Genomic DNA, 20891 nt, shown 5'->3' on the forward strand with positions numbered 1-20891 from the left:
AAACAGTTATGACCTGAGTAAATAAAAAACCGGCTTAAGCCGGTTTTTTATTCTTATGCTTTGCGGTGATTACGCTTATGGGCAGCTCTGTATGGCCGATACTTCAAGAACCGGGAGCGGAATATTCAGTGCAAAGTCTCCGGATTGTACAGGGATGTAATTATGGCTGTTGGCAGGAAAATCGGAATTACACTGGGAGCATTAGGCGTACTGTTCATTGCGGGGTGTGCATCTGTCTTGCCCAGTAACCAGAATAGAACGTTCACCGCGTGGAAGACTTTCGAAGAAGCCAAGAAGGCGTACGACAGCATCATCATTGGTCGGACAGACTTCAAGGCACTGACCAAACTCGGATTCGACCCTTTCCGAACGCCCAATGTACGCCGCCTCACGTATCTTGATGTCATCAAAATCTTCATGCCGAACCCAACGATTGGGATTGACCGTCTGGATCATGGCGTAAGACGCTGTATTGAGCAGCGTGACAACTGTTATGCGATAGAGGCCTATCCCCGTTACCGCAAGAAGCGTCGCTATGGTAACGCGGCGCTGGATCTGCTGAATTTCAGGAAAGAAACCGAAGTCAGTGGTTGGGAGTTCCGCGCGGTGGTGGTTTTGGTCGATGACGTGGTGGCTTATAAAATCTGGAGTGGAGTGCCTATCTTCCTTGAGCATGGCACCAGGAAAAATCCACTAGGCCCCATTGAAGGGGCACGGGACTTCCTGCTGGATTAGTCCCGCTCACAAACTGCAAACGATAAAAAAAGAGAGCAGAGGCTCTCTTTTTTTATCAGCAGTCGGCGATCACTTCGATCTCGACGCGCGCATCCTTGGGTAGGCGGGCGACTTCAACACAGCTACGGGCAGGAAAAGGCAGGGAGAAGTACTGCTTGTAGACTTCGTTGACATCAGAGAAGTCATTCATATCTTTCAGATAAACCGTCGTTTTCATAACGCGATCCATGCTGGAGCCAGCAGTTTCCAGGATGGCTTTGACGTTTTCCAGGGATTGACGGGCCTGCGCCTTGATGTCTTCGGGCATTTCGCCGGTTTCAGCGTTGATAGGCAGCTGGCCGGAGGTCATGATCACGCCGTTGAAGCGCATAGCTTGGGAGTAAGGGCCGATAGCAGGCGGTGCATCATTGGTTTCGATGACTTGTTTCATGGTGGTCTGTATACCTTTTGATCAATCTGGACGGGCTGGCTCGAAGCAGCCTCTCGATGAGTGGTTGAATTCTAGTGCGGGTTGTTCAAGTATTTTTGATTCTGGTCAAGGGAGTGGAGTTTAGCTTTCAATCATTTTGCCGGTGCCACCTGTTTATAGCAGAGAGAACGTAGCATCGTACGGGTTTGTTGGTATAGTTGCTGTCTTGTTACTGCCGTATGGATTTGACATGACAGCACTCAAGAATGATCGTCTGCTGCGGGCGCTGCTGGGAGAACCGGTTGACCGAACGCCGGTATGGATGATGCGACAGGCGGGCCGTTATCTGCCTGAATACCGGGAAAGTCGCAGCCGGGCGGGGGATTTCCTGTCCCTCTGCAAGAATCCCGAGCTGGCCTGTGAAGTGACCCTGCAGCCACTGGAGCGCTATCCGCTGGATGCCGCCATCCTCTTTTCCGATATCCTGACGATTCCGGATGCCATGGGGCTCGGGCTTTACTTTGAAACGGGGGAGGGTCCACGTTTCCGTCATCCGGTACGTACTGCTGAGGATGTAGACCGTCTGGAAATTGTGGATGTTGAGCAGTCACTGGATTATGTCATGGGCGCTGTTCGCACCATCCGCAAGGCGTTGGATGGCCGGGTTCCGCTGATCGGCTTCTCTGGCAGTCCCTGGACGCTGGCGACCTATATGGTTGAGGGTGGCAGTACCCGTGACTTCAGGATCATCAAGGCAATGCTCTACGATCAGCCCGCACTGCTCCATGAGTTGCTGGCCAGGCTGGCGGATACTGTGACAGCCTATCTGAATGCCCAGATCCGGCATGGCGCGCAGGCAGTCCAGATCTTCGATACCTGGGGCGGCGTACTGGAATCCGGTGCGTACCGGGAGTTTTCACTCCAATATATGCAAAGGATTGTGAACGGGTTGATACGGGAGCATGAAGGGCGTCGTGTCCCCGTGATCCTGTTCACCAAGAATGGCGGGCAGTGGCTGGAGGCTATGGCTGACACTGGCGCTGATGCGCTGGGGCTGGATTGGACAACGGATATCGGTGATGCCCGGCGTCGGGTAGGTGACAGAGTGGCTCTGCAGGGGAACATGGATCCCTGTGTACTGTATGCTTCACCCGAGCGGATTCGGGAAGAAGTCAGCCGCATTCTGACAGCCTTCGGCTCCGGTTCCGGACATGTTTTCAATCTCGGTCATGGTATCCATCAGTTTGCTGATCCGGCCCATGCGGGTGCCTTTATTGATGCTGTCCATGAACTGTCGCCGGCCTGGCACAGCGAAGCCTGAGCTCTTTTTGCAGACTGCCACTATATTGTTGTGGCAGTCGACACTTTTTTCCTCGCAGTCTGGCTGAGTTCTTTCACCAACACTTTCCCCAGTCGTTTACTACTGACCGGTTTGGTCAGAATGCAGCGAATACTGGACGTCTCGGTCTGCTGAGTCGTAGGGATAGAGCTGCCTGTTAGCATGATGACCAATAGCCGGTCTTTCAGGAGAGGGTCATCCGCAATCCGGGTGGCAAGCTGCATGCCGCTGGTGCCTGGCATGTTTTGATCAAGAATTGCCAGGTCAAAGGGGTTGGACAGGCTGGCCTCTGTCCGCAATAAGGCCAGGGCTTCAGTCGCGTTGCGGGTTTGATAGACATCCAGGCCCAAATGCATGCATTGCCGGACCAGTACTTTTCGGCAGGTGTCATTGTCGTCCACAACCAGTACCTTGCGGTTGCTTAGTAGCTGGATGGCCTTTGGGTCATCTGAGTTGTCGGGTGTCAGTTCAGGGAGGATGGTCAGGGGGAGCGTGAACCAATAAATCGTGTTCTGACCGTCCGTCATCAGGTTAAAGCTGCCACCCAGTCTTTTGAGCATGTTGCGGGCAAGCAGTATGCCGACCGGTGGTTGGGTGTCATTCTCGCTCAGGGTGTCTGCCATGCTGTCCGCATAGGGACGAAGTGTCCGATAGCCAATGCCATTATCTGAGCATTTCAGGGTGAATCTCGCCAGCGTTTTCTGGTCTTTCGTGTTATCTGGATCACCTGTGGCACTGAGTGTCTGCGGGCTGACCGTCAGGAGTATTTCGCCGTCAGCGATGTGATTGAAGTTGTAGGCCAGAAGTGCCAGCAGAATCTGGCGGATACGCTCCGTATCCCCGGCGAGGAACTCGGGCATATCGGGTTGGATGAAACTGATCAGTTCAATCCCCAGCTGCTCTGATTTGTAGCGGTAGCGATCCATGCAGACCTGCACCAGTTCCGTGATCTCAAAAGGAAAGGATTCTGCCTGCGGTGGTTCCACCTCAGTCTTGACGTTATCAACCACCTGGTTGACCAGGTTCAGCATTTCCCGCCCCGATAACTGTATGGTGTTGACGTAATCCTTCTGTCGTGGCGTCAGCGAGGTGTTCTGCAGCAATTCAGACATGCCCAGAATGCCATTCATTGGGGTTCTGATGTCGTGGCCTATATAGCTCCAGAGAGGGCGGGCTGGTTTATTGGTGGGTTGAGGGTCGGATTCCGGCGCCAGATTGCCATAACGCGAGCCCGGGTCAGCGGAGCGTATTAAAAAGCTCAACGACAGGCCGGTGACCAGTAACAGTACGCTGGACACCAGGGTGGACTGCATCATCCATATATCAAACGGCAGAATACCGAACTGGCACAGGACAAAGGTGATGAAAATCATGGTATAGGGCACAACAACCAGCAGCCACCGCCAGGCGGCAATGTAGCCCTCGTAGAGTCGGATCACGCCGGTAATTATGCTGCTGCCACAGCTCATGAGCGACAGTATGACGATGGCATTTTCCGGCAATACATAGCCGGGAAAAAGCATGATAAGCGCGGTGACAAAGCTGCCGGTACTCATCAGTAGCAGCAATCGGTCTGCAGCCCGGCTCTTGCTCGTTTCAAGAAGCGTTCGTGAAAGCAGGCATAGCAGGCCATAGCCGGCGGCGATACTGGCAAAGTGCACACGATTCTGCGCGTCAGGAAATAGGCGCCATAATGACGCAGGAATCCCTTGCCAACTTAACAGAAAGACCAGGCAGATCAGGCTGATACCAAAGAGTTGCAGGCAATCAACCCGCTTTCTTGTCAGGAACAGGGTGAGCGTGACCAGTATCAGGGCAATATTGATGCCTGCCCAGATTCCGAAAAACCAGTGAGTTTGCTGGATTGCATGGTGCTCATTATTGGGTTTGCTAAGCCAGGCGGAGATACGCTTGTGAAACGGCGAATGCATTCTGACATAGAGCGTCAACTGTTCGCCGGGATGGTACTCAAAGGGAATCAGGTGCTGGTTATGGCTGAATTGGGGGTGAGACGTCAGCTCGCTGATCTCATCGGAACCTTTCGTCGTTCTGTCACGGTGCAGGTAATAGGTAATATCATCATCGCCAAAGGTCAGTGCCCGGATTTCATAAGGCTGAGAGGCGGTTTCACTGATTGGCAGGGTGAACCGGAGCCAGACCGTGCTGTCCTGGGTAAAGTAGAAGTTGGTGCGATCCCACGGGATAAAACGGTGGCGGTATTGGTTGGAAACCAGTTGCTGTGGGGTCAGGCTGCCAGAGCGATCGAACAGAACATCCGCATTCTCCAGGGCATATTCAGAGAGCGCATGACCCATCGCCTGCAGTGGGCTGAGCACACACAACAGAAGCAGTAACAGGCGTATTCGTTGAGGGGGCTGCGGTTGTTGTTTTTGCTTCGTCACAGCGACTTCCGTTTACGTCCGGCATTCCATTATACCTGTGCCGCACGAAAATCCCATGCAGCCAGAGCGGGAAGGGGCGACCAGTATTGGCCGCCCTTCAGGGATTAAGCGTCCTGTTGTTCCCGGGCTATGGCGCGGTGGCCAATGTCGTTCCGGTAATAGCAGTCCTGCCAGTCAATGGATTTAACCCCTTTATAAGCGTTTTCCTGTGCTTGGGCGACAGTATCCCCCAGCGCGGTAACGCATAGCACTCGCCCGCCGTGGGTGGTGACCTGATCGCCTTCCAGGCGGGTGCCGGCATGGAATACCTTGGCATTGCCCGTGCTTTCCAGGCCGTGAATAGCGTCACCTTTCTTGTAGGCTTCAGGGTATCCACCGGCGGCCATCACCACACCCAGGGCAACCTGAGGATCCCACTCGGCCGTTATTTCATTGAGTCGGCCTTCCGCACCGGCGAGGCAGAGTTCAACGAGATCGGACTTCAGGCGCATCAGGATCGGCTGGGTTTCCGGATCACCAAAGCGGCAGTTGTATTCCAGTACTTTGGGCGTTCCATCTGCGGCAATCATCAGTCCGGCATACAGGAATCCACTGTAACGGTGCCCTTCAGCTGCCATGCCTTTGACGGTAGGGATGATGACTTCCTCCATGGCGCGTTGGTGCAGCGCCGGAGTCACGACGGGGGCGGGCGAATAGGCGCCCATACCGCCGGTATTGGGGCCGGTATCACCGTCATCACGGGCCTTGTGATCCTGGCTGGTGGCCAGTGGCAGGATGTTTTCACCGTCCACCATGACAATGAAGCTGGCTTCCTCGCCGGTCAGGAATTCTTCGACAACCACCCGGTGGCCAGCATCACCAAAGGCATTGCCCGCGAGCATGTCTTCGACGGCGGCGATGGCTTCTTCTTCGGTCTGGGCCAGTATGACGCCCTTGCCGGCAGCCAAGCCGTCAGCCTTGACGACGATAGGCGCGCCCTGTTCGCGGATATACGCTTTGGCGGGCTCAATTTCTGTGAAGTTGGCATAGGCGGCGGTAGGGATATTGTGCCTGGCCAGGAAATCCTTGGTAAAGGCCTTGGAGCCTTCGAGTTGTGCAGAGCCTTTGTCAGGCCCGAAGATGGCCAGCCCTTCCTTACGGAAACGATCCACAATGCCGGCGACCAGTGGTGCTTCAGGCCCGACGATGGTCAGGTCAATCCCCGTGTCCTTGGCAAAATCAACCAGTCGGTCAAAATCGAGTACATCGATGGCGACGTTACTGACCCCAGGCTCCAAAGCGCTACCCGCATTACCGGGTGCGACATAGACTTCGTTGACGCCCTTGGAGGTCGCGGCTTTCCAGGCCAGTGCATGTTCGCGACCGCCACTGCCGATGATCAGTATGTTCATGTCCTGTTTCCCTTGTTGTGTGCCTCCGGGTTACCCGAAGGCGTAGCCTGATATGATTTCCCATGAACCGCTGGCAGCCATGGGTAACGTGATCATTACCGGCACGGGTTGAGCATGGCTGCCAATAGCAGGTATCAGTGACGGAAGTGGCGCATCCCGGTAAAGACCATGGCCATACCCGCTTCATTGGCGGCTTCAATGACTTCTTCGTCACGCATGGAGCCGCCCGGTTGAATCACGGCGGTGATACCCGCGCTGGCTGCGGCGTCAATACCGTCGCGGAAGGGGAAGAAGGCATCGGATGCCATGACCGACCCTTTGACTTCCAGTCCTTCATCGGCGGCCTTGATGCCGGCAATGCGGGCGCTGTAGACACGGCTCATCTGGCCTGCGCCAATACCTATTGTCTGCTGGTTACGGGCATAGACAATGGCATTGGACTTGACGAATTTGCCGACTTTCCAGGCAAACACCAGGTCTCGGAGTTCGTCTTCGGTGGGCTGGCGTTCAGTGACAATCTTCAGGTCTTCTTCGGTGACGCGACCCAGGTCGGCATCCTGCACCAGCAGCCCGCCGTTGACGCGCTTGAAGTCCAGCCAGGGTGTTGCAATGTGTGGCAGTTCACCACAGGTCAATACACGGATGTTCGGCTTGGCGGCCAGGGCGGTCAGGGCATCGTCCTGTGCAGAAGGTGCAATGATGACTTCGACAAACTGGCGGTCAAGGATCGCCTTGGCGGTCTGGGCATCCAGCGCCCGGTTGAAGGCGATGATGCCGCCGAAGGCTGAGGTGGGATCGGTCGCATAGGCGCGATTGTAAGCTTCAAAGCAATCCGCGCCAGTGGCTACGCCACAGGGATTGGCGTGCTTGACGATGACACAGGCCGGTGTGGTGAAGCTTTTCACGCATTCCAGTGCAGCATCGGTATCGGCCACGTTATTAAAGGAGAGCGCTTTCCCCTGCTGCTGGCGGGCCGTGGAGACGCTGGCTTCCTTCGCGGCTTTTTCTACATAGAACGCAGCTTTCTGGTGTGGGTTTTCACCGTAGCGCATGTCCTGCGCCTTTACCATCTGCAGGTTGAAGGTATTCGGGAAAGCCTGTTTCTGTTCTGGCTGATCCGGATTCAGGCAGCCCAGGTAATTGGCAATAGCCGCATCATAACCGGCGGTATGCTCAAACGCTTTCACGGCCAGCTCGAAGCGGCGCTGCTGTGACAGTCCGTCCTGAGCCTTCAGCTCGGTCAGCAGGCCGTCATAATCATTGCTGTTGACGACAATCGCTGTGTAGGCGTGGTTTTTGGCGGTGGAGCGAACCATGGTCGGGCCGCCAATATCGATATTCTCAATCGCGGTTGCCAGGTCGCAGTCGGGCCGGGCGATGGTGGTCTCAAAGGGGTACAGGTTGACTACCACCATATCGATCGGCTGGATGCCATGGGCTTCCATTACGGCGTCATCCTGTCCGCGACGGGCCAGAATGCCGCCGTGAATTTTGGGGTGCAGGGTTTTGACCCGGCCATCCATCATTTCCGGAAAACCGGTGTAGTCAGACACCTCAACAGCAGGAATATCGTTATCCCTGAGCAGTTGCCAGGTACCCCCTGTCGAGAGAATTTCGACGCCCAGCCCGTGCAGTCCCCGGGCAAACTCAACAATACCGGTCTTGTCGGAAACGCTGATCAACGCACGACGGACAGGACGGATATCGGTTGTTTGTGCCATTGTTGCTTCGCTCATTGCTGTTTTACCGTGAATGCTTCAGTCCTTCAGGGAAGGAGCCCTAACCATTACATGCACTCGATCTGTTGTTTTGTTATTCGCTGACGTTCCCTGTGATAAAGAAAAAGGCGGAATACGTCCGCCTTTTTCTGATGTGCTCCTTACAGTAATCCATGCTGCTTGAGCTTTTTACGCAGTGTCCCGCGGTTCAGCCCCAGCAGGTTGGCTGCCCGGGTCTGGTTGCTCTTGACGTAGGTCATGACGGTTTCAAGCAGTGGCGCCTCCACTTCAGAAAGCACCATGTTGTAGACATCAGTGACATCCTGTCCGTCCAGGTGGGCGAAATAGTTGTTCATCGCTTTTTCAACACTATCCCGCAGGGTCTGGGTCTCCTGCGCCACCGGGCTGGCCAGATGGCGACGGTGGTCAGTGCCGGCAGTGTCCTGACCTAAAGCTTCAGATGCCGTCATGCCGCAATTTCCTCTCCATTAAGTAATCTCTCAAAATGCTCCCTGATACCGTCGCATTGGGCAGCACTGCTCTCCAGACGGTTAAATACACTGCGGAAAGACTGGCCGCAGTTGTTGGCCTGAAGGTACCAGCCAACATGCTTCCGGGCGATACGAACACCGGGCAGTTCCCCGTAGAATTCATGGAGCTGGGCCAGGTGATCCAGCAGGATATCCCGGATCTCTTCTAGTTTGGGGGCGGGTAGATGGGTTCCCTGCTTCAGGAAATGGTCGATTTCCCTGAATATCCAGGGTCGCCCCTGGGCGGCTCGACCCACCATCACTGCCTGAGCGCCGGTCTGATCCAGCACCGCCCTGGCTTTTTCCGCAGAAGTAATATCGCCATTGGCAATCACCGGGATGGAGATCGCTTCACAGATGGCGGCAATCGTGTCGTATTCCGCCTCGCCCCGGTACATGCAGCTGCGCGTGCGCCCATGGACCGCCAGCGCCTGAATGCCGCAGTCTTCGGCAATACGTGCGATGGTGACGCCATTGCGGTGCTCGGGGTTCCAGCCGGTACGAATTTTCAGGGTCACCGGAATGGAGACTGATGCGGTTACTCGCTCAAGAATCGCACGAACCAGTGCCTCATCCTTCAGCAGGGCAGAACCGGCGGCCTTGCTGCAGACTTTCTTCGCAGGACAACCCATGTTGATATCAATGATCTGGGCACCCAGTGCCTCATTCTGGCGGGCGGCCTCGGCCATCATCTCAGGATCACCGCCGGCGATCTGGACGGAGCGGGGTTCTGCTTCGCCATCATGCACCAGCCGCAGACGGGTTTTCCGGGTTTTCCACAGGCGAGTGTCGCAGGTGACCATCTCCGACACCACCATGCCTGCGCCCATTCTCAGGCAGAGCCTGCGAAAGGGCCGGTCAGTAACACCTGCCATAGGGGCCAGGATCACCGGGGTCTCTATGTCGTAAGGGCCAATTGTCAGCAAGGCTGGGTCTTCACTCTGTCTTCATGTGGGCGTTGGCTGCTCAAAAAAGCAACGGTAAATGGGGGCGCTATCATAACTGTTCAGCTGACCGGATTAAAGCCAAAACTGCCATTTGGTCAGTGATGCAAGCGCACTGGTTTGACCACTTGACGGGGCGGCTGGCTGGACGTCATTAATACAGTGATAGATTGGAATTTACTGATTATGGTGAAGGATTGGGGTAAAAAAACAACTGGTAATTGGTTGCTTCTTGACCAGGGTCAATGATTTGTAAAGAGAGGTGAACCGGCTGTCCGGGAGGGATCAAGGTGGTGCCGGCGAGTTCGCCTGCCAGGTACTCTTCCGGTGCAAACTGGCGGCTGGCCATGACGTTGCCTTGGTCATTCGTGAATGTCAGTTCAATCAGGGGGAAGGGCTGGCTGAAGCTGGCCCGGTTGTTGATGATGGCGTCTACCGACAGCGCATTCTCGTAGTCACTGGTGCTTCGAACCACCAGATGGCTGGTCTGGATCTGGCTGACATCGGATTTGCCGGGGAGCTCGCAGTTCAGGAGATTGCAGGTCGCTGCAAAGAAGGGGCGCCAGTTATCCTGACGGGCTAATGTGTCGAAATTAAAAAACAGCAGCTGCCCGGCGAGAGTCACTATAGCGGCGACTGTCAGACTGCCCCAGAGTAGTATGGGCTTCCACTGCCTGCGGGCATCGTAGTGCAGGGCAACGGGGGCATCTTCCAGTGACTGAAGCTTTTCCGTCGGCTTTTCTTGTTCAGGTTGCGTCGTTTCATGGGACTCATCGCTGGATTGCGATGATTTTGATGGCGTATCTTTCAGTAGCCCCGTCTCTTTTTCCAACTCACTAAGAATATTGCGAGCCCAGGACTCGTCAGGCTGTTCATCGTCCTCGTGATGGTCAATGTCATGGCCTGATGCCCCTGTGTCGTCTGGCGACAGATTCAGAAACTCTTCATTGAACTCCAGTTCATCCCGAGCATTGGCATGATCATGGATCAGTTCATCCTCAGCTTGCTCGGGTTCAGGGTCTGGTTGCCTGATGGTGGCTTCAGGTTTAGTGGCTGTGTTGGTGCCCAGGGTTTCCAGAATGTCATCGGGCAGCTCACCCGAAGCCAGGTGTTCGGGTGCCTTGAATACCTGCAGGCAGGAGCCGCAGCGGACAGAGCCCCGGGCGGCCTGAAGGTGTTTAAGGCTGACCCGGAACGCGGTCTGGCAGTTAGGGCATCGGGTGACCCAAGTGTTTCTGGCGGCCTGCATGCTTTCCATGACAATCAAGTTGTTGTTGTGACTGTAGGCGCTATTTTGCCAGCTTGTCCCGGGAATGACTATTGTATGGGGTTCGGCTTATTTACGAATACCGTCGAGGCGCACCCACCCTTCCTTGTTAACCGGTGGTGACATGGTAAACCATTCGCTATAGGCCTCGCTGACCGCCTCAGCCTGCTCTGCAAGGATGCCGGATAATGCCAGGTGTCCGCCGGAGTGAGTCAGTTCTGCGAGTGTGGGCGCGAGACTGGTCAGTGGGCCGGCCAGAATGTTCGCGACCATGACGTCGGCCTTGATAGCCGGTGTGGCATCCGGGTAGTGCACGTCAAACCGGTCGTGGCTGATGTGATTTCTTTCTGCGTTGATGGTGGAGGCTTCCAGAGCCTGTGGGTCGGTATCGACGCCCACAAAACGGCTGGCGCCAAGCAGTAGAGAGGCAATGCCGAGTATGCCTGAGCCGCAGCCATAATCCACAACCAGTTGATTGTCGATGTCCAGGCTTTCCAGCCACTCCAGGCAGAGGGCTGTGGTCGGATGGGTGCCGGTGCCAAAGGCCAAGCCGGGGTCCAGCATCAGGTTGACGCCATCGGGGTCGGGCACGTCTTTCCAGCTGGGGCAGATCCACAGTCGCTGGCCAAATTTCATGGGGTGGAAGTGCACCATCCATTCCCGCTCCCAGTCCTTGTCTTCCACAATCTCAATCCGGTGGGCACTGAAGTGGTTGGCGGCTGATTCTTTCAGTTGTTCAACCACACAGTCCATATCGGTGGCCGCATCAAACAGGCCGATAATACGGGTCTGGTGCCAGAGCGGGGTGGTGCCCAGCTCGGGTTCATAAAGGGGTTGGTCGCAGGCATCCTGCAGAGTGACGGCGCAGGCGCCCAGTTCAAGCAGGCGGTCTTCGAGATGTTCAGCCTGCTCGGCGGTAGAGTCCAGTTTGATCTGTATCCAGGACATAGTGTGCTAGCTACCTGAAAGAAAATAGAAGCCCCGGGTGGGGAAGTGGCGGCAGGGTAGAGTGTTTGCTTTTGGCTGTCAAAATAGCAGGGGAGGGGTTGTTATTTGCGGGGGAGTTAGTCAGGACAGTCTTTGTGAAGACTGTCCTGTAACTTACTGTTATTCCGCGAGTTTCTTTTCCAGGTAATGGATGCTGACGCCGCCTTTCTGGAACGCGTTGTCGCGCATCAGTTCATGATGAAGGGGGATGTTGGTTCGAATCCCCTCAATCACAAACTCATCCAGTGCGTTACGCATTCTTGCCATAGCGGTATCACGATCAGGCCCCCAGGTGATCAGCTTGGCGATAAGCGAATCATAGAAGGGCGGGATGGTGTAGCCATTGTACAAATGGGAATCCATGCGTACGCCGTTACCACCCGGGACGTGGAACTGCTTTATTTGGCCTGGTGATGGCATGAAAGTCTTGGGGTCTTCGGCGTTAATCCGGCACTCAAAGGCGTGACCATTAAAGCGGATATCGCTCTGTTTGATCGAGAGAGGTTCTCCGCCCGCAATGAGCAACTGTTCCTTAACGATATCGATGCCTGTGATGTATTCCGATACCGGATGCTCTACCTGAACACGGGTATTCATCTCAATAAAGTAAAATTCACCGTTTTCGTAGAGAAACTCAAAGGTACCAGCGCCACGGTAACCAATATCGACACAGGCTTTAACGCAGCAGTCCGCAATATGCTGGCGCTGTTCCTCAGGGATGCCGGGGGCGGGCGCTTCTTCGATGATCTTCTGGTGGCGGCGCTGCAGGGAGCAGTCACGGTCACCCAGGTGAATGGCGTTGCCCTGGCCGTCGGCCAATACCTGGATTTCGACGTGACGTGGGTTTTCCAGGAATTTCTCCAGGTAAACCGTGCCATTGTTGAAGGCCGCCTGGGCTTCAGACTGGGTAACACCGATAGCGTTGATCAGCGCCTGTTCCCGATGTACGACACGCATCCCCCGCCCGCCGCCGCCGCCGGATGCCTTGATAATGACTGGATAGCCAATGTGACGGGCAATCTGGAGTGTGCGAGCATGGTCGTCGGTCAGTGGGCCGTCTGAACCGGGGACTGTCGGGACGCCTGCTTTCTGCATGGCGCGAATGGCCGACACTTTGTCACCCATCAGGCGAATGACATCCGGGCTAGGGCCAATGAATGTGAAACCGCTGCGCTCAACCTGTTCGGCAAAATCCGCATTTTCTGCGAGGAAGCCGTAGCCGGGATGGATAGCGTTAGCATCGGTGACTTCCGCTGCACTGATAATCGCAGGAATGTTCAGGTAGCTCTCTGTCGGGCTGTTGGGGCCAATACAGACGGTTTCATCGGCCAGCCGGACATGCATGAGGTTGGCATCGGCCTTGGAGTGTGCCGCGACGGTTTTGATACCCAGTTCCTTGCAGGCGCGCAGGATCCGGAGGGCGATCTCGCCACGGTTGGCGATAAGGACTTTTTCCAGCATGAATACGCTCTCCGTTGTCAGACGATGGTAAACAGCGGCTGGTCGTATTCTACCGGTTGCCCATTTTCAACCAGGATGGCTTCGATCACGCCGGATTTGTCCGCCTTGATCTGGTTCATCATCTTCATGGCTTCAACAATGCACAGGACATCGCCTTCTTTGACGTGCTGTCCAGGCTCCACGAACGGTGCGGAGCTGGGGGACGGTGACCGGTAGAAGGAACCTACCATGGGGGAAAGCACCTGGTGGCCGCGCATGGGTTCTTCGGCGGGTTTCGGTGTGCTGCTACTCTGCTGTGCGGAAGGGGCTGTTTCCGGCGCAGCAGACTGGGCTGGCATCGCAGCAGGCTGCTGTACTACGGCCTGTTGCACGGGCACGGTACGGTGAGAGTAACGGCTGATGCGGACGGACTCTTCGCCTTCCTGGATTTCCAGCTCATCAATACCGGACTCTTCGAGAAGCTCAATCAGTTTTTTTACTTTTCGGATATCCATGCTCAGTCTCTGTATTCGGTCGTTGGCTGTCGAATGGGGTAAACGGTGAACAGGGTGAATGCCATTGCCTGTGGGACATGCTGATGGAATCCGGTCTGCCTGTTCGCTCGTTCATGACATTCAATCCGGTTGGGATTCAATGCGGGTATTCTTTAACAACGGTATTATCGGTTCAGTCGGTCAATGGCGGCGTTAAGAGCCAGTTCATAACCCATCGCCCCGAGTCCGCAGATCACGCCTTCGGCGATGTCGGAAAAATACGAATGATGGCGGAAGGGTTCACGCTGATGAATATTGGACAGATGAATCTCAATAAATGGGATGTTAACCGCCAATAATGCATCTCGGAGTGCCACGCTGGTATGAGTAAATGCCGCAGGGTTGAAGAGGATGTAATCAGTCCCCTGGCGGCTGGCATCGTGGATGCGGTCAATCAGTTCGTATTCGGCGTTGCTCTGCAGAGCCTGCAGGTGATGGCCTGCCACCACGGCTTGTTCCGTCAGGGTGTGAATGATGCCGTCGAGGGTGACAGCGCCGTAGACATCCGGTTCCCGGGTTCCCAATAAATTCAGGTTGGGTCCGTTAAGCACAAGTATGCTGGCCATTCGACGCCCCTGTTTAGCGATGCGTGTGCCCTTGTCTAAGCCATGGGCTTCAAGGGGTGTAATATCGCATTGCGCTTGTCATTGATGAATGATGCCAGTCAAAAAATGACGGAAAGCAATGGCTGGCATCACGATGAATTACAGCATTCTGCCGCATGAGAATAAGGGTGTCCAGTTTGCGCGTGTTACAGGAAGTTAACCGCAAGTTACAGTGGATTTCGTGACAGTTTCCTGATTCTGTAAGCCGGGGCTTCAGGAGGAAGAAAGGGCTTGATCAAGCAGTGCGGCCATTTCTTCAACCGTGACCTCGCCCTGTAAGCGCAGAGGGGTGATTTCCTGGCCATCCCGGTCAAAAAACAGGAATGCGGGCGGCCCAAACAGTTGGTACTGGTTCAGTAGCTGGGTCTGCTCCGGTGTATTTCGGGTGATATCCATCCGAATGGTGCTGAAGGCTTGCAGCCGTTTGGCAATATCGGGGTTGGCCAGTACCTCGCGCTCAATCACTTTGCAAGAGATGCACCAGTCGGCGTAAAAATCCAGAAGAAGGGGGCGGTTGTCCAGTATGGCCTGTGCTTTTGCCGCTTCCAGCTCGCTCAGCGTGCTAATGGTTTGAAAGCTGGGATGTGTTGTATTGCTGAGTGTGGTGCCAGGGGACGGTGCAATCGTCTCTGGCGCAAGCGGGCGAAGAGGGTCCGCATTACCTTTTATACCGCCAATAAAAAGTGCGGTGCCGTAAATCAGCAGCAGTATGCCAATGACCTGTTGCAAGGCGTTCCAGCCTTTGCGCTGGTTAAAATCCAGGGCGCCGAGATAAACCGCAGAGCCAATCAGCAGACTGCCCCATAGCAGCAGGGTCAAAGGCGCTGGAATGATGCGTTCGAGCAGCCAGACCGCAACACCCAGCATCAAAACGCCAAAAACGGCCTTGACGCCGTTCATCCATGCCCCGCTTTTCGGAAGTAGTGTGCTGCCACCGATGCCAAGCAGCAGCAGCGGTGTTCCCATGCCAAGACCCAGACTGAACAGTGCAGTACCGCCCAGGGTAATGTCGGAGGTGCTGCTGATGTAAATCAGCGCCCCGGCCAGCGGCGCTGAAACACACGGTGAAACCAACAGGGTGGCAAAAACACCCATCAATACCGCTCCCAGGTAAGTGCCCCCCCGTTTCTCGCCCGCGGACTGGTCGGCCTTGAGCAATTTGTCGCGCAGTTTTTCCGGTAACTGCAGTTCAAACAGGCCAAACATGGCCAGCGCCAGTACCGCAAACAGCAGTGCGAAGGGCACGAGAATCCAGGGAGATTGCAGTTTCGCCTGCAGGTTAAGGCTGGCGCCGAAATAACCCATCAACATGCCGGCCAGGGCAAAGGTGATGGACATGCTGAGCACATAGCAGATAGTTAGCAGGATAATGCGCAGACGATTGCTGGTTTTCCCAATGACGACGGTCGAGAGAATGGGGATCATCGGCAGTACACAGGGAGTGAACGTCAGCGCCAGACCGCCAAAAAAGAACAGGGTAATGACAGACCAGAGGCTGTTGCCAGTCAATAATGAGGCCAGAAATGTGTCCTGTCGGGTTTCTGTTGTCATCACGGGTGGCGTTGCGGTCGTAGAGGATTTGGTCTCACCGGTTGGCGTTTTTTCGCTGATCAAAATCAGGTTGGTCGTATGTGGTGGATAACACAGCCCTGCATCGGCGCAGCCCTGAAAGGTAACGGCAATTTCCGGCAGGGTTTCACGGGTGTCTATCGGTAACCGAATCTCTATGTCTTCGGGATATGTCTCCAGCTCGGTCTGCTGGTAGGGGTCGAATTTGACAATGCCGTCAGGCAGAACCGGATTTCCCAGCTTGGTATTGCTGTCAACGGCCTGGAATCGGAACATGTGGCGGTAGAGATAATGCCCCGGCGTGACGGTGAACTGTAGGACCGCCTCCTCGCCCGTGTGGTAGCCATTCAGCTGGAATGCTTCTTCTACCGGCAAAAAGTCGTTATCGGTTGTCTGTCCGAGCAGTGTCTGCAGTCCCGTTGCCATGACAGACTGGGACACGAGGATGAGCAGTAAAATAAACGGTCGAAAAAGCGTTTGCATAGTTTGGACAGACATTATTGGTATTTAACTGATGAGCCAGATTTATTCATTGTCGTCCGTAACAGGAGATAATGGCAATCCCGCAGGGATAAGTGGCTTTAATCAATGGGGCGTGCGGTGGGGTATTGCAGGGAGAGTGAGCCGGACGAAAGCCCGGCTCAAACGATGATCAGGCTTTCTGGTAAGCTTCAACCGACTGGACGATAGCTTCCCGGGCAGCTTCAGGGCCTTCCCAGGATTCCACTTTGACCCACTTGCCTTCTTCCAGATCCTTGTAGTTCTCAAAGAAATGCTGGATCTGACGGACCAGCAGCTCGGGCAGGTCACGGTAATCCTTCACATCCTTGTACAGGGGGGTCAGCTTGTCATGGGGAACCGCCAGCAGTTTGACGTCTTCGCCTTTCTCGTCGGTCATGTTCAGAACGCCAACGGCACGGCAGCGAATGACAGAGCCGTGGATCACCGGGTAAGGGGTAACGACCAACACGTCGATGGGGTCGCCGTCATCCGCCAGCGTCTGGGGGATGTAGCCGTAGTTAGCCGGGTAAAACATGGGGGTAGCCATAAAACGGTCAACAAACACCGCGTCGGAATCCTTGTCAATTTCATACTTGACCGGATCACTGTTGGCCGGGATTTCAATGATGACGTTGAAATCGTTGGGGATATCTTTACCCGCAGGAATCTGCTCAAAGCTCATGTACTTACCTTAAATGCGCAGTATCAATAAAGCCGGCAATTATAAGGGGTGAAGGGGATGCAGGCCAGCCCCCCTGATTTCGTGGAGTTTGCCAATCACGCCGGGGGCAGCTATACGGAACTAAAGGGGAAAAAAGTATTCCAACTGTGAGGAAGCAAGTATGCGATCAATTACCGTGGCCGACTGCATGACCCGACGGGTAGTGGCATTGGTACCTGAGATGGAAGTGGTAGAGGCAATACGAATATTGCTCAAACACAAGATCACAGCGGCTCCGGTCTTGGATTCTAACCATAAATTGGTCGGTATTTTGTCGGAATCGGATTGCCTCTCTGCTACGTTAACCAGTAGCTATTACTCTCAGGATTTCGGGTTGGTTTCGGAATATATGACGGCGAGTGTCATGAGCGCGGGGGAAGAAGATAGTGTACTGGATGTTTATGAGCGGTTTATGAAGCAGCGGGCCGTGAGAGTGCCGGTTCTGGATGAACAGGGGCGTTTGGTGGGTATTCTGAGTCCAAAGGATTTGATGCGTGCTGTGCTCGAATTCTATGAAAAGCCTGCTGCTTAAATCGAATAGAATAAAAAATATCCTGATTACCACCATTCTTCAGCTATTTTTCGAGACTTCCAGATTCTACGTGGGATAGATGGCGCATAAGTATCTTCGCACTGACATCTAAAAATTGAATCAGCAGCTCTTATCTCCAGTCCATCAAGGCTTTTAGAGCATTCGTCTCTACAGTGGCTGATGAATGATGGTAATCAGGAAAAATATTAAGTTTTAATAATGTTTTGCGATTCTTATTGTTTTTTTTATCGCACCTTTAATAGGAGTGGGGTGTTTTTTTTCGACTATTTTCCTATCAACTAAGCTCTTTATATATGTCCTAATAGGAATACTTGTTCTTAGAAACGGAATAAAAGATGGAATCAGGTGGCACGGGGGGACCCGGAAGATATTCAAGAGTCTCTAGTAATTCAGGGAGTGATCGATCGCTTGGACCTGATATGGATGGGCTTGAGCGAAAGCCAGGTATATTTGGGCATTCTGTTACTCCCGCGTCTGCTTCGTCACAGATGGTTGGGATTCCTGGTAGCTACACGGGAAGTTCGTCAAGAAGTGTTGATAGAAGTGAAGAAGTTTCAAATCATGGTTCGGAAGGTGATAGCACTACTCCTCAACCTTACACAGTAGAAGTGAAGGGAGAACTGACGCCAAAACAAAAACAGGATATGCTGGCTCATCTTGATGAAAAGAATCTGTCTCCAGACCAAAGACAGCAGGCCGTAGATGATATTGAACAGGTAGATGGCTGGTTTAAGAGCGTAGCAAAATTTTTTAAGAAAAACGCTAAAAGCATTCTTGCATTTAGTGCGTTTATAACTGTTGGGATCGGGTTGTCAATTGTTTTACCAGAACTGTTACCTGTCTTTGGGATACTACTTCTTGCCACATTGGTTGCATTTATTTTTTTAAATGATGACTTCAGTGCACAGAATGTTAATAACAATGACCCAGCAAATAATAATTCGACCCAGAATAATAATGACAATAATCAATCTTCAAGAACTGAAGAAAGTAATAAAGTTCCTCCCGCTGTTGAGGAGAATCCTCTCTCTCCTGCAGAGGTCCGAAGAAAAGAGAACTCCGGATTTTCTACACCGCGCGTTGAACAAGCCGGTGATAGTTCAACGTGGCCCAAGCTTAGAAAAGCAGGTGGTCCGCGAGAGCCGAATGAATTTGAGGTCAATCAAGGCGGTCCAGAAGTCACGCTGAGAGAAACAGGTGGTCCGCGGAAACCGGAAGAGTTTAAGGTCAATCAAGGCGGCCCAGAAGTCACGCTGAGGGAAACAGGTGGCCCGCGGAAACCGGAAGAGTTTAAGGTCAATCAAGGCGGCCCAGAAGTCACGCTGAGAGAAACAGGTGGTCCGCGGAGACCGGAAGAGTTTAAGGTCAATCAAGGCGGCCCAGAAGTCACGCTGAGAGAGACAGGTAGTTCGCGGAAAGCGGAAGAGTTTAAGCCCAAGCAGGAAGAACCCTGGGACTCGCCCATTGATAAGGGTGGCCGTTTCGACGATATGGTAGTCGATGAGAATGAAATAGATGATTTATTGAGTGATGTAAACGCTTTGTTGATTGATGATACAGGGCAAGACTCAGGAGAAACCGGGCTACATCCACAAAGCTCTCAAACCGGCGGCAAGGATGCTTCATCTGTGATGTCCAGATACCGTCCATATTTAGATATGGAAGATGATGATAGCGGTTTGAGAAAAACAGGTGGTCCGCGGAAACCGGAAGAGTTTAAGGTCAATCAAGGCGGCCCAGAAGTCACGCTGAGAGAAACAGGTGGCCCGCGGAAACCGGAAGAGTTTAAGGTCAATCAAGGCGGCCCAGAAGTCACGCTGAGAGAGACAGGTAGTTCGCGGAAAGCGGAAGAGTTTAAGCCCAAGCAGGAAGAACCCTGGGACTCGCCCATTGATAAGGGTGGCCGTTTCGACGATATGGTAGTCGATGAGAATGAAATAGATGATTTATTGAGTGATGTAAACGCTTTGTTGATTGATGATACAGGGCAAGACTCAGGAGAAACCGGGCTACATCCACAAAGCTCTCAAACCGGCGGCAAGGATGCTTCATCTGTGATGTCCAGATACCGTCCATATTTAGATATGGAAGATGATGATAGCGGTTTGAGAAAAACAGGTGGTCCGCGGAAACCGGAAGAGTTTAAGGTCAATCAAGGCGGCCCAGAAGTCACGCTGAGAGAAACAGGTGGCCCGCGGAAACCGGAAGAGTTTAAGGTCAATCAAGGCGGCCCAGAAGTCACGCTGAGAGAAACAGGTGGCCCGCGGAAACCGGAAGAGTTTAAGGCCAATCAAGGCGGCCCGGAAGTCGCGCTGAGGGAAACAGGTGGCCCGCGGAAACCGGAAGAGTTTAAGGTCAATCAAGGCGGCCCAGAAGTCACGCTGAGAGAGACAGGTGGTTCGCGGAAAGCGGAAGAGTTTAAGCCTAAGCAGGAAGAACCCTGGGACTCGCCCATTGATAAGGGTGGCCGTTTCGACGATATGGTAGTCGATGAGAATGAAGTAGATGATTTATTGAGTGATGTAAACGCTTTGTTGATTGATGATACAGGGCAAGACTCAGGAGAAACCGGGCTACATCCACAAAGCTCTCAAACCGGCGGCAAGGATGCTTCATCTGTGATGTCCGGATACCGTCCATATTTAGATATGGAAGATGATGATAGCGGTTTGAGAAAAACAGGTGGCCCGCGGAAACCGGAAGAGTTTAAGGCCAATCAAGGCGGCCCAAAAGTCACGCTGAGGGAAACAGGCGGTCCACGTAAGCCAGAAGACTTTAGTGTCAATACACAAAATGTACCTTGGGGTCCGCCCATTGGTGATAGTGGTCGTTTTGATAATGGAGTTGTTGCAGATAATGAAGTAGAAACCCTATTAAGCGAAGTAGAAAATTTATTGAGTAATGATGTGAAGTCCAGTGCACATAGCCCCACGGATAAGGGTCATGCAAATGTGCTTGATGTCTCTTCTGAGGAGGGGGTTTCAATGGCACCTTCTGCTATGTACGAGAGAGCTAAAGAAGCAAGGAAAGAAGAGGGTGATGCAGTGTTTTTATGGAACAGCAAACTGACTCCTGAACAGGAGAAATTTGTAAGGGAGATGCTAAATGCATTAGCCGCAGAGCAACAGCAAAATGATGTTGTTCGCTTGAACGAATTTCGTGACGCATGTTTTTCAGCAGCAAGATTAATTGACGTACGTAATTGAAAGTCGTTATACCGCTAATG

Annotated in this window: 17 protein-coding genes; 4 read left to right on the forward strand and 13 right to left on the reverse strand. The window is 53.6% G+C overall.

The window, feature by feature from the left end; genetic code table 11:
• Window positions 1–162: 162 nt before the first annotated feature.
• On the forward strand, window positions 163–735 hold the full coding sequence (locus KHS78_RS06675) for a hypothetical protein (RefSeq protein WP_211826439.1): 573 nt from the start codon (window positions 163–165) through the stop codon (window positions 733–735).
• A 55-nt stretch (window positions 736–790) separates the two neighbouring features.
• On the opposite strand, the gene KHS78_RS06680 is transcribed toward KHS78_RS06675, so the two are convergent.
• Entirely contained in the window at window positions 791–1165 is a 375-nt protein-coding gene (locus tag KHS78_RS06680; RefSeq protein WP_211826441.1) for a RidA family protein, read from the reverse strand.
• A 229-nt stretch (window positions 1166–1394) separates the two neighbouring features.
• On the opposite strand from KHS78_RS06680, the gene hemE reads away from it, so the two are divergent.
• Window positions 1395–2465, forward strand: a complete 1071-nt coding sequence (gene hemE / locus KHS78_RS06685) for a uroporphyrinogen decarboxylase (protein ID WP_211826443.1) — start codon at window positions 1395–1397, stop codon at window positions 2463–2465.
• 20 nt (window positions 2466–2485) lie between these two features.
• On the opposite strand, the gene KHS78_RS06690 is transcribed toward hemE, so the two are convergent.
• The 12 genes from KHS78_RS06690 to ppa all read right to left on the reverse strand — a co-directional run bounded on the left by KHS78_RS06690 (window position 2486) and on the right by ppa (window position 17073).
• Complete coding sequence (locus KHS78_RS06690) at window positions 2486–4885, reverse strand: response regulator (RefSeq protein WP_211826445.1); 2400 nt, start codon at window positions 4883–4885, stop codon at window positions 2486–2488.
• Between the two features lie 104 nt (window positions 4886–4989).
• Window positions 4990–6276: a phosphoribosylamine--glycine ligase gene (gene purD, locus KHS78_RS06695; protein WP_211826447.1), complete on the reverse strand. Its 1287-nt coding sequence runs from the start codon at window positions 6274–6276 to the stop codon at window positions 4990–4992.
• A gap of 134 nt (window positions 6277–6410) precedes the next feature.
• Window positions 6411–7997 (reverse strand): bifunctional phosphoribosylaminoimidazolecarboxamide formyltransferase/IMP cyclohydrolase, encoded by a 1587-nt coding sequence (gene purH, locus KHS78_RS06700; RefSeq protein ID WP_211826652.1) that lies wholly within the window; start codon window positions 7995–7997, stop codon window positions 6411–6413.
• A gap of 158 nt (window positions 7998–8155) precedes the next feature.
• On the reverse strand, window positions 8156–8464 hold the full coding sequence (gene fis / locus KHS78_RS06705; protein WP_211826449.1) for a DNA-binding transcriptional regulator Fis: 309 nt from the start codon (window positions 8462–8464) through the stop codon (window positions 8156–8158).
• Window positions 8461–9450: a tRNA dihydrouridine synthase DusB gene (gene dusB / locus KHS78_RS06710; RefSeq protein WP_211826450.1), complete on the reverse strand. Its 990-nt coding sequence runs from the start codon at window positions 9448–9450 to the stop codon at window positions 8461–8463. Before dusB ends, fis begins: the two co-directional genes overlap by 4 nt.
• A 202-nt stretch (window positions 9451–9652) precedes the next feature.
• Complete coding sequence (locus KHS78_RS06715) at window positions 9653–10726, reverse strand: DUF3426 domain-containing protein (RefSeq protein WP_211826453.1); 1074 nt, start codon at window positions 10724–10726, stop codon at window positions 9653–9655.
• A 78-nt stretch (window positions 10727–10804) separates the two neighbouring features.
• The gene (gene prmA, locus KHS78_RS06720; RefSeq protein ID WP_211826455.1) at window positions 10805–11683 is read right to left on the reverse strand and encodes a 50S ribosomal protein L11 methyltransferase; all 879 of its coding nucleotides are present in this window, start codon (window positions 11681–11683) and stop codon (window positions 10805–10807) included.
• Between the two features lie 159 nt (window positions 11684–11842).
• Window positions 11843–13183, reverse strand: coding sequence for an acetyl-CoA carboxylase biotin carboxylase subunit (gene accC, locus KHS78_RS06725; RefSeq protein ID WP_211826457.1), 1341 nt, complete (start codon window positions 13181–13183; stop codon window positions 11843–11845).
• Between the two features lie 17 nt (window positions 13184–13200).
• Window positions 13201–13677, reverse strand: a complete 477-nt coding sequence (gene accB, locus KHS78_RS06730; RefSeq protein ID WP_211826459.1) for an acetyl-CoA carboxylase biotin carboxyl carrier protein — start codon at window positions 13675–13677, stop codon at window positions 13201–13203.
• Between the two features lie 164 nt (window positions 13678–13841).
• Complete coding sequence (gene aroQ, locus KHS78_RS06735; protein ID WP_211826461.1) at window positions 13842–14282, reverse strand: type II 3-dehydroquinate dehydratase; 441 nt, start codon at window positions 14280–14282, stop codon at window positions 13842–13844.
• Between the two features lie 252 nt (window positions 14283–14534).
• Window positions 14535–16388, reverse strand: a complete 1854-nt coding sequence (gene dsbD / locus KHS78_RS06740) for a protein-disulfide reductase DsbD (RefSeq protein WP_343216885.1) — start codon at window positions 16386–16388, stop codon at window positions 14535–14537.
• Between the two features lie 154 nt (window positions 16389–16542).
• Window positions 16543–17073 (reverse strand): inorganic diphosphatase, encoded by a 531-nt coding sequence (gene ppa / locus KHS78_RS06745; protein WP_211826465.1) that lies wholly within the window; start codon window positions 17071–17073, stop codon window positions 16543–16545.
• Between the two features lie 160 nt (window positions 17074–17233).
• Here ppa and KHS78_RS06750 point away from each other — a divergent pair, with 160 nt between their 5' ends.
• Together KHS78_RS06750 and KHS78_RS06755 are read left to right on the forward strand one after the other, a co-directional pair.
• Complete coding sequence (locus KHS78_RS06750) at window positions 17234–17644, forward strand: CBS domain-containing protein (RefSeq protein ID WP_211826473.1); 411 nt, start codon at window positions 17234–17236, stop codon at window positions 17642–17644.
• A gap of 509 nt (window positions 17645–18153) precedes the next feature.
• A complete protein-coding gene (locus tag KHS78_RS06755; RefSeq protein WP_211826475.1) occupies window positions 18154–20871 on the forward strand; it encodes a hypothetical protein in 2718 nt (905 codons plus the stop codon).
• Window positions 20872–20891 lie beyond the last annotated feature (20 nt).

This window comes from Kistimonas asteriae, from assembly GCF_018263925.1.
In the GTDB taxonomy this organism is placed as follows: Bacteria; Pseudomonadota; Gammaproteobacteria; order Pseudomonadales; family Endozoicomonadaceae; genus Kistimonas; species Kistimonas asteriae.

Bases quoted from the DNA above. Each gene is read 5' to 3' on its own strand.
- purD (WP_211826447.1), bottom strand. From the start codon at position 6,276: ATGAACATACTGATCATCGGCAGTGGCGGTCGCGAACATGCACTGGCC.
- KHS78_RS06750 (WP_211826473.1), top strand. From the start codon at position 17,234: ATGCGATCAATTACCGTGGCCGACTGCATGACCCGACGGGTAGTGGCA.
- accB (WP_211826459.1), bottom strand. From the start codon at position 13,677: ATGGATATCCGAAAAGTAAAAAAACTGATTGAGCTTCTCGAAGAGTCC.
- aroQ (WP_211826461.1), bottom strand. From the start codon at position 14,282: ATGGCCAGCATACTTGTGCTTAACGGACCCAACCTGAATTTATTGGGA.
- KHS78_RS06680 (WP_211826441.1), bottom strand. From the start codon at position 1,165: ATGAAACAAGTCATCGAAACCAATGATGCACCGCCTGCTATCGGCCCT.
- KHS78_RS06675 (WP_211826439.1), top strand. From the start codon at position 163: ATGGCTGTTGGCAGGAAAATCGGAATTACACTGGGAGCATTAGGCGTA.
- dsbD (WP_343216885.1), bottom strand. From the start codon at position 16,388: ATGTCTGTCCAAACTATGCAAACGCTTTTTCGACCGTTTATTTTACTG.
- hemE (WP_211826443.1), top strand. From the start codon at position 1,395: ATGACAGCACTCAAGAATGATCGTCTGCTGCGGGCGCTGCTGGGAGAA.
- KHS78_RS06755 (WP_211826475.1), top strand. From the start codon at position 18,154: ATGGTTGGGATTCCTGGTAGCTACACGGGAAGTTCGTCAAGAAGTGTT.
- accC (WP_211826457.1), bottom strand. From the start codon at position 13,183: ATGCTGGAAAAAGTCCTTATCGCCAACCGTGGCGAGATCGCCCTCCGG.
- prmA (WP_211826455.1), bottom strand. From the start codon at position 11,683: ATGTCCTGGATACAGATCAAACTGGACTCTACCGCCGAGCAGGCTGAA.
- ppa (WP_211826465.1), bottom strand. From the start codon at position 17,073: ATGAGCTTTGAGCAGATTCCTGCGGGTAAAGATATCCCCAACGATTTC.
- KHS78_RS06715 (WP_211826453.1), bottom strand. From the start codon at position 10,726: ATGGAAAGCATGCAGGCCGCCAGAAACACTTGGGTCACCCGATGCCCT.
- fis (WP_211826449.1), bottom strand. From the start codon at position 8,464: ATGACGGCATCTGAAGCTTTAGGTCAGGACACTGCCGGCACTGACCAC.
- purH (WP_211826652.1), bottom strand. From the start codon at position 7,997: ATGGCACAAACAACCGATATCCGTCCTGTCCGTCGTGCGTTGATCAGC.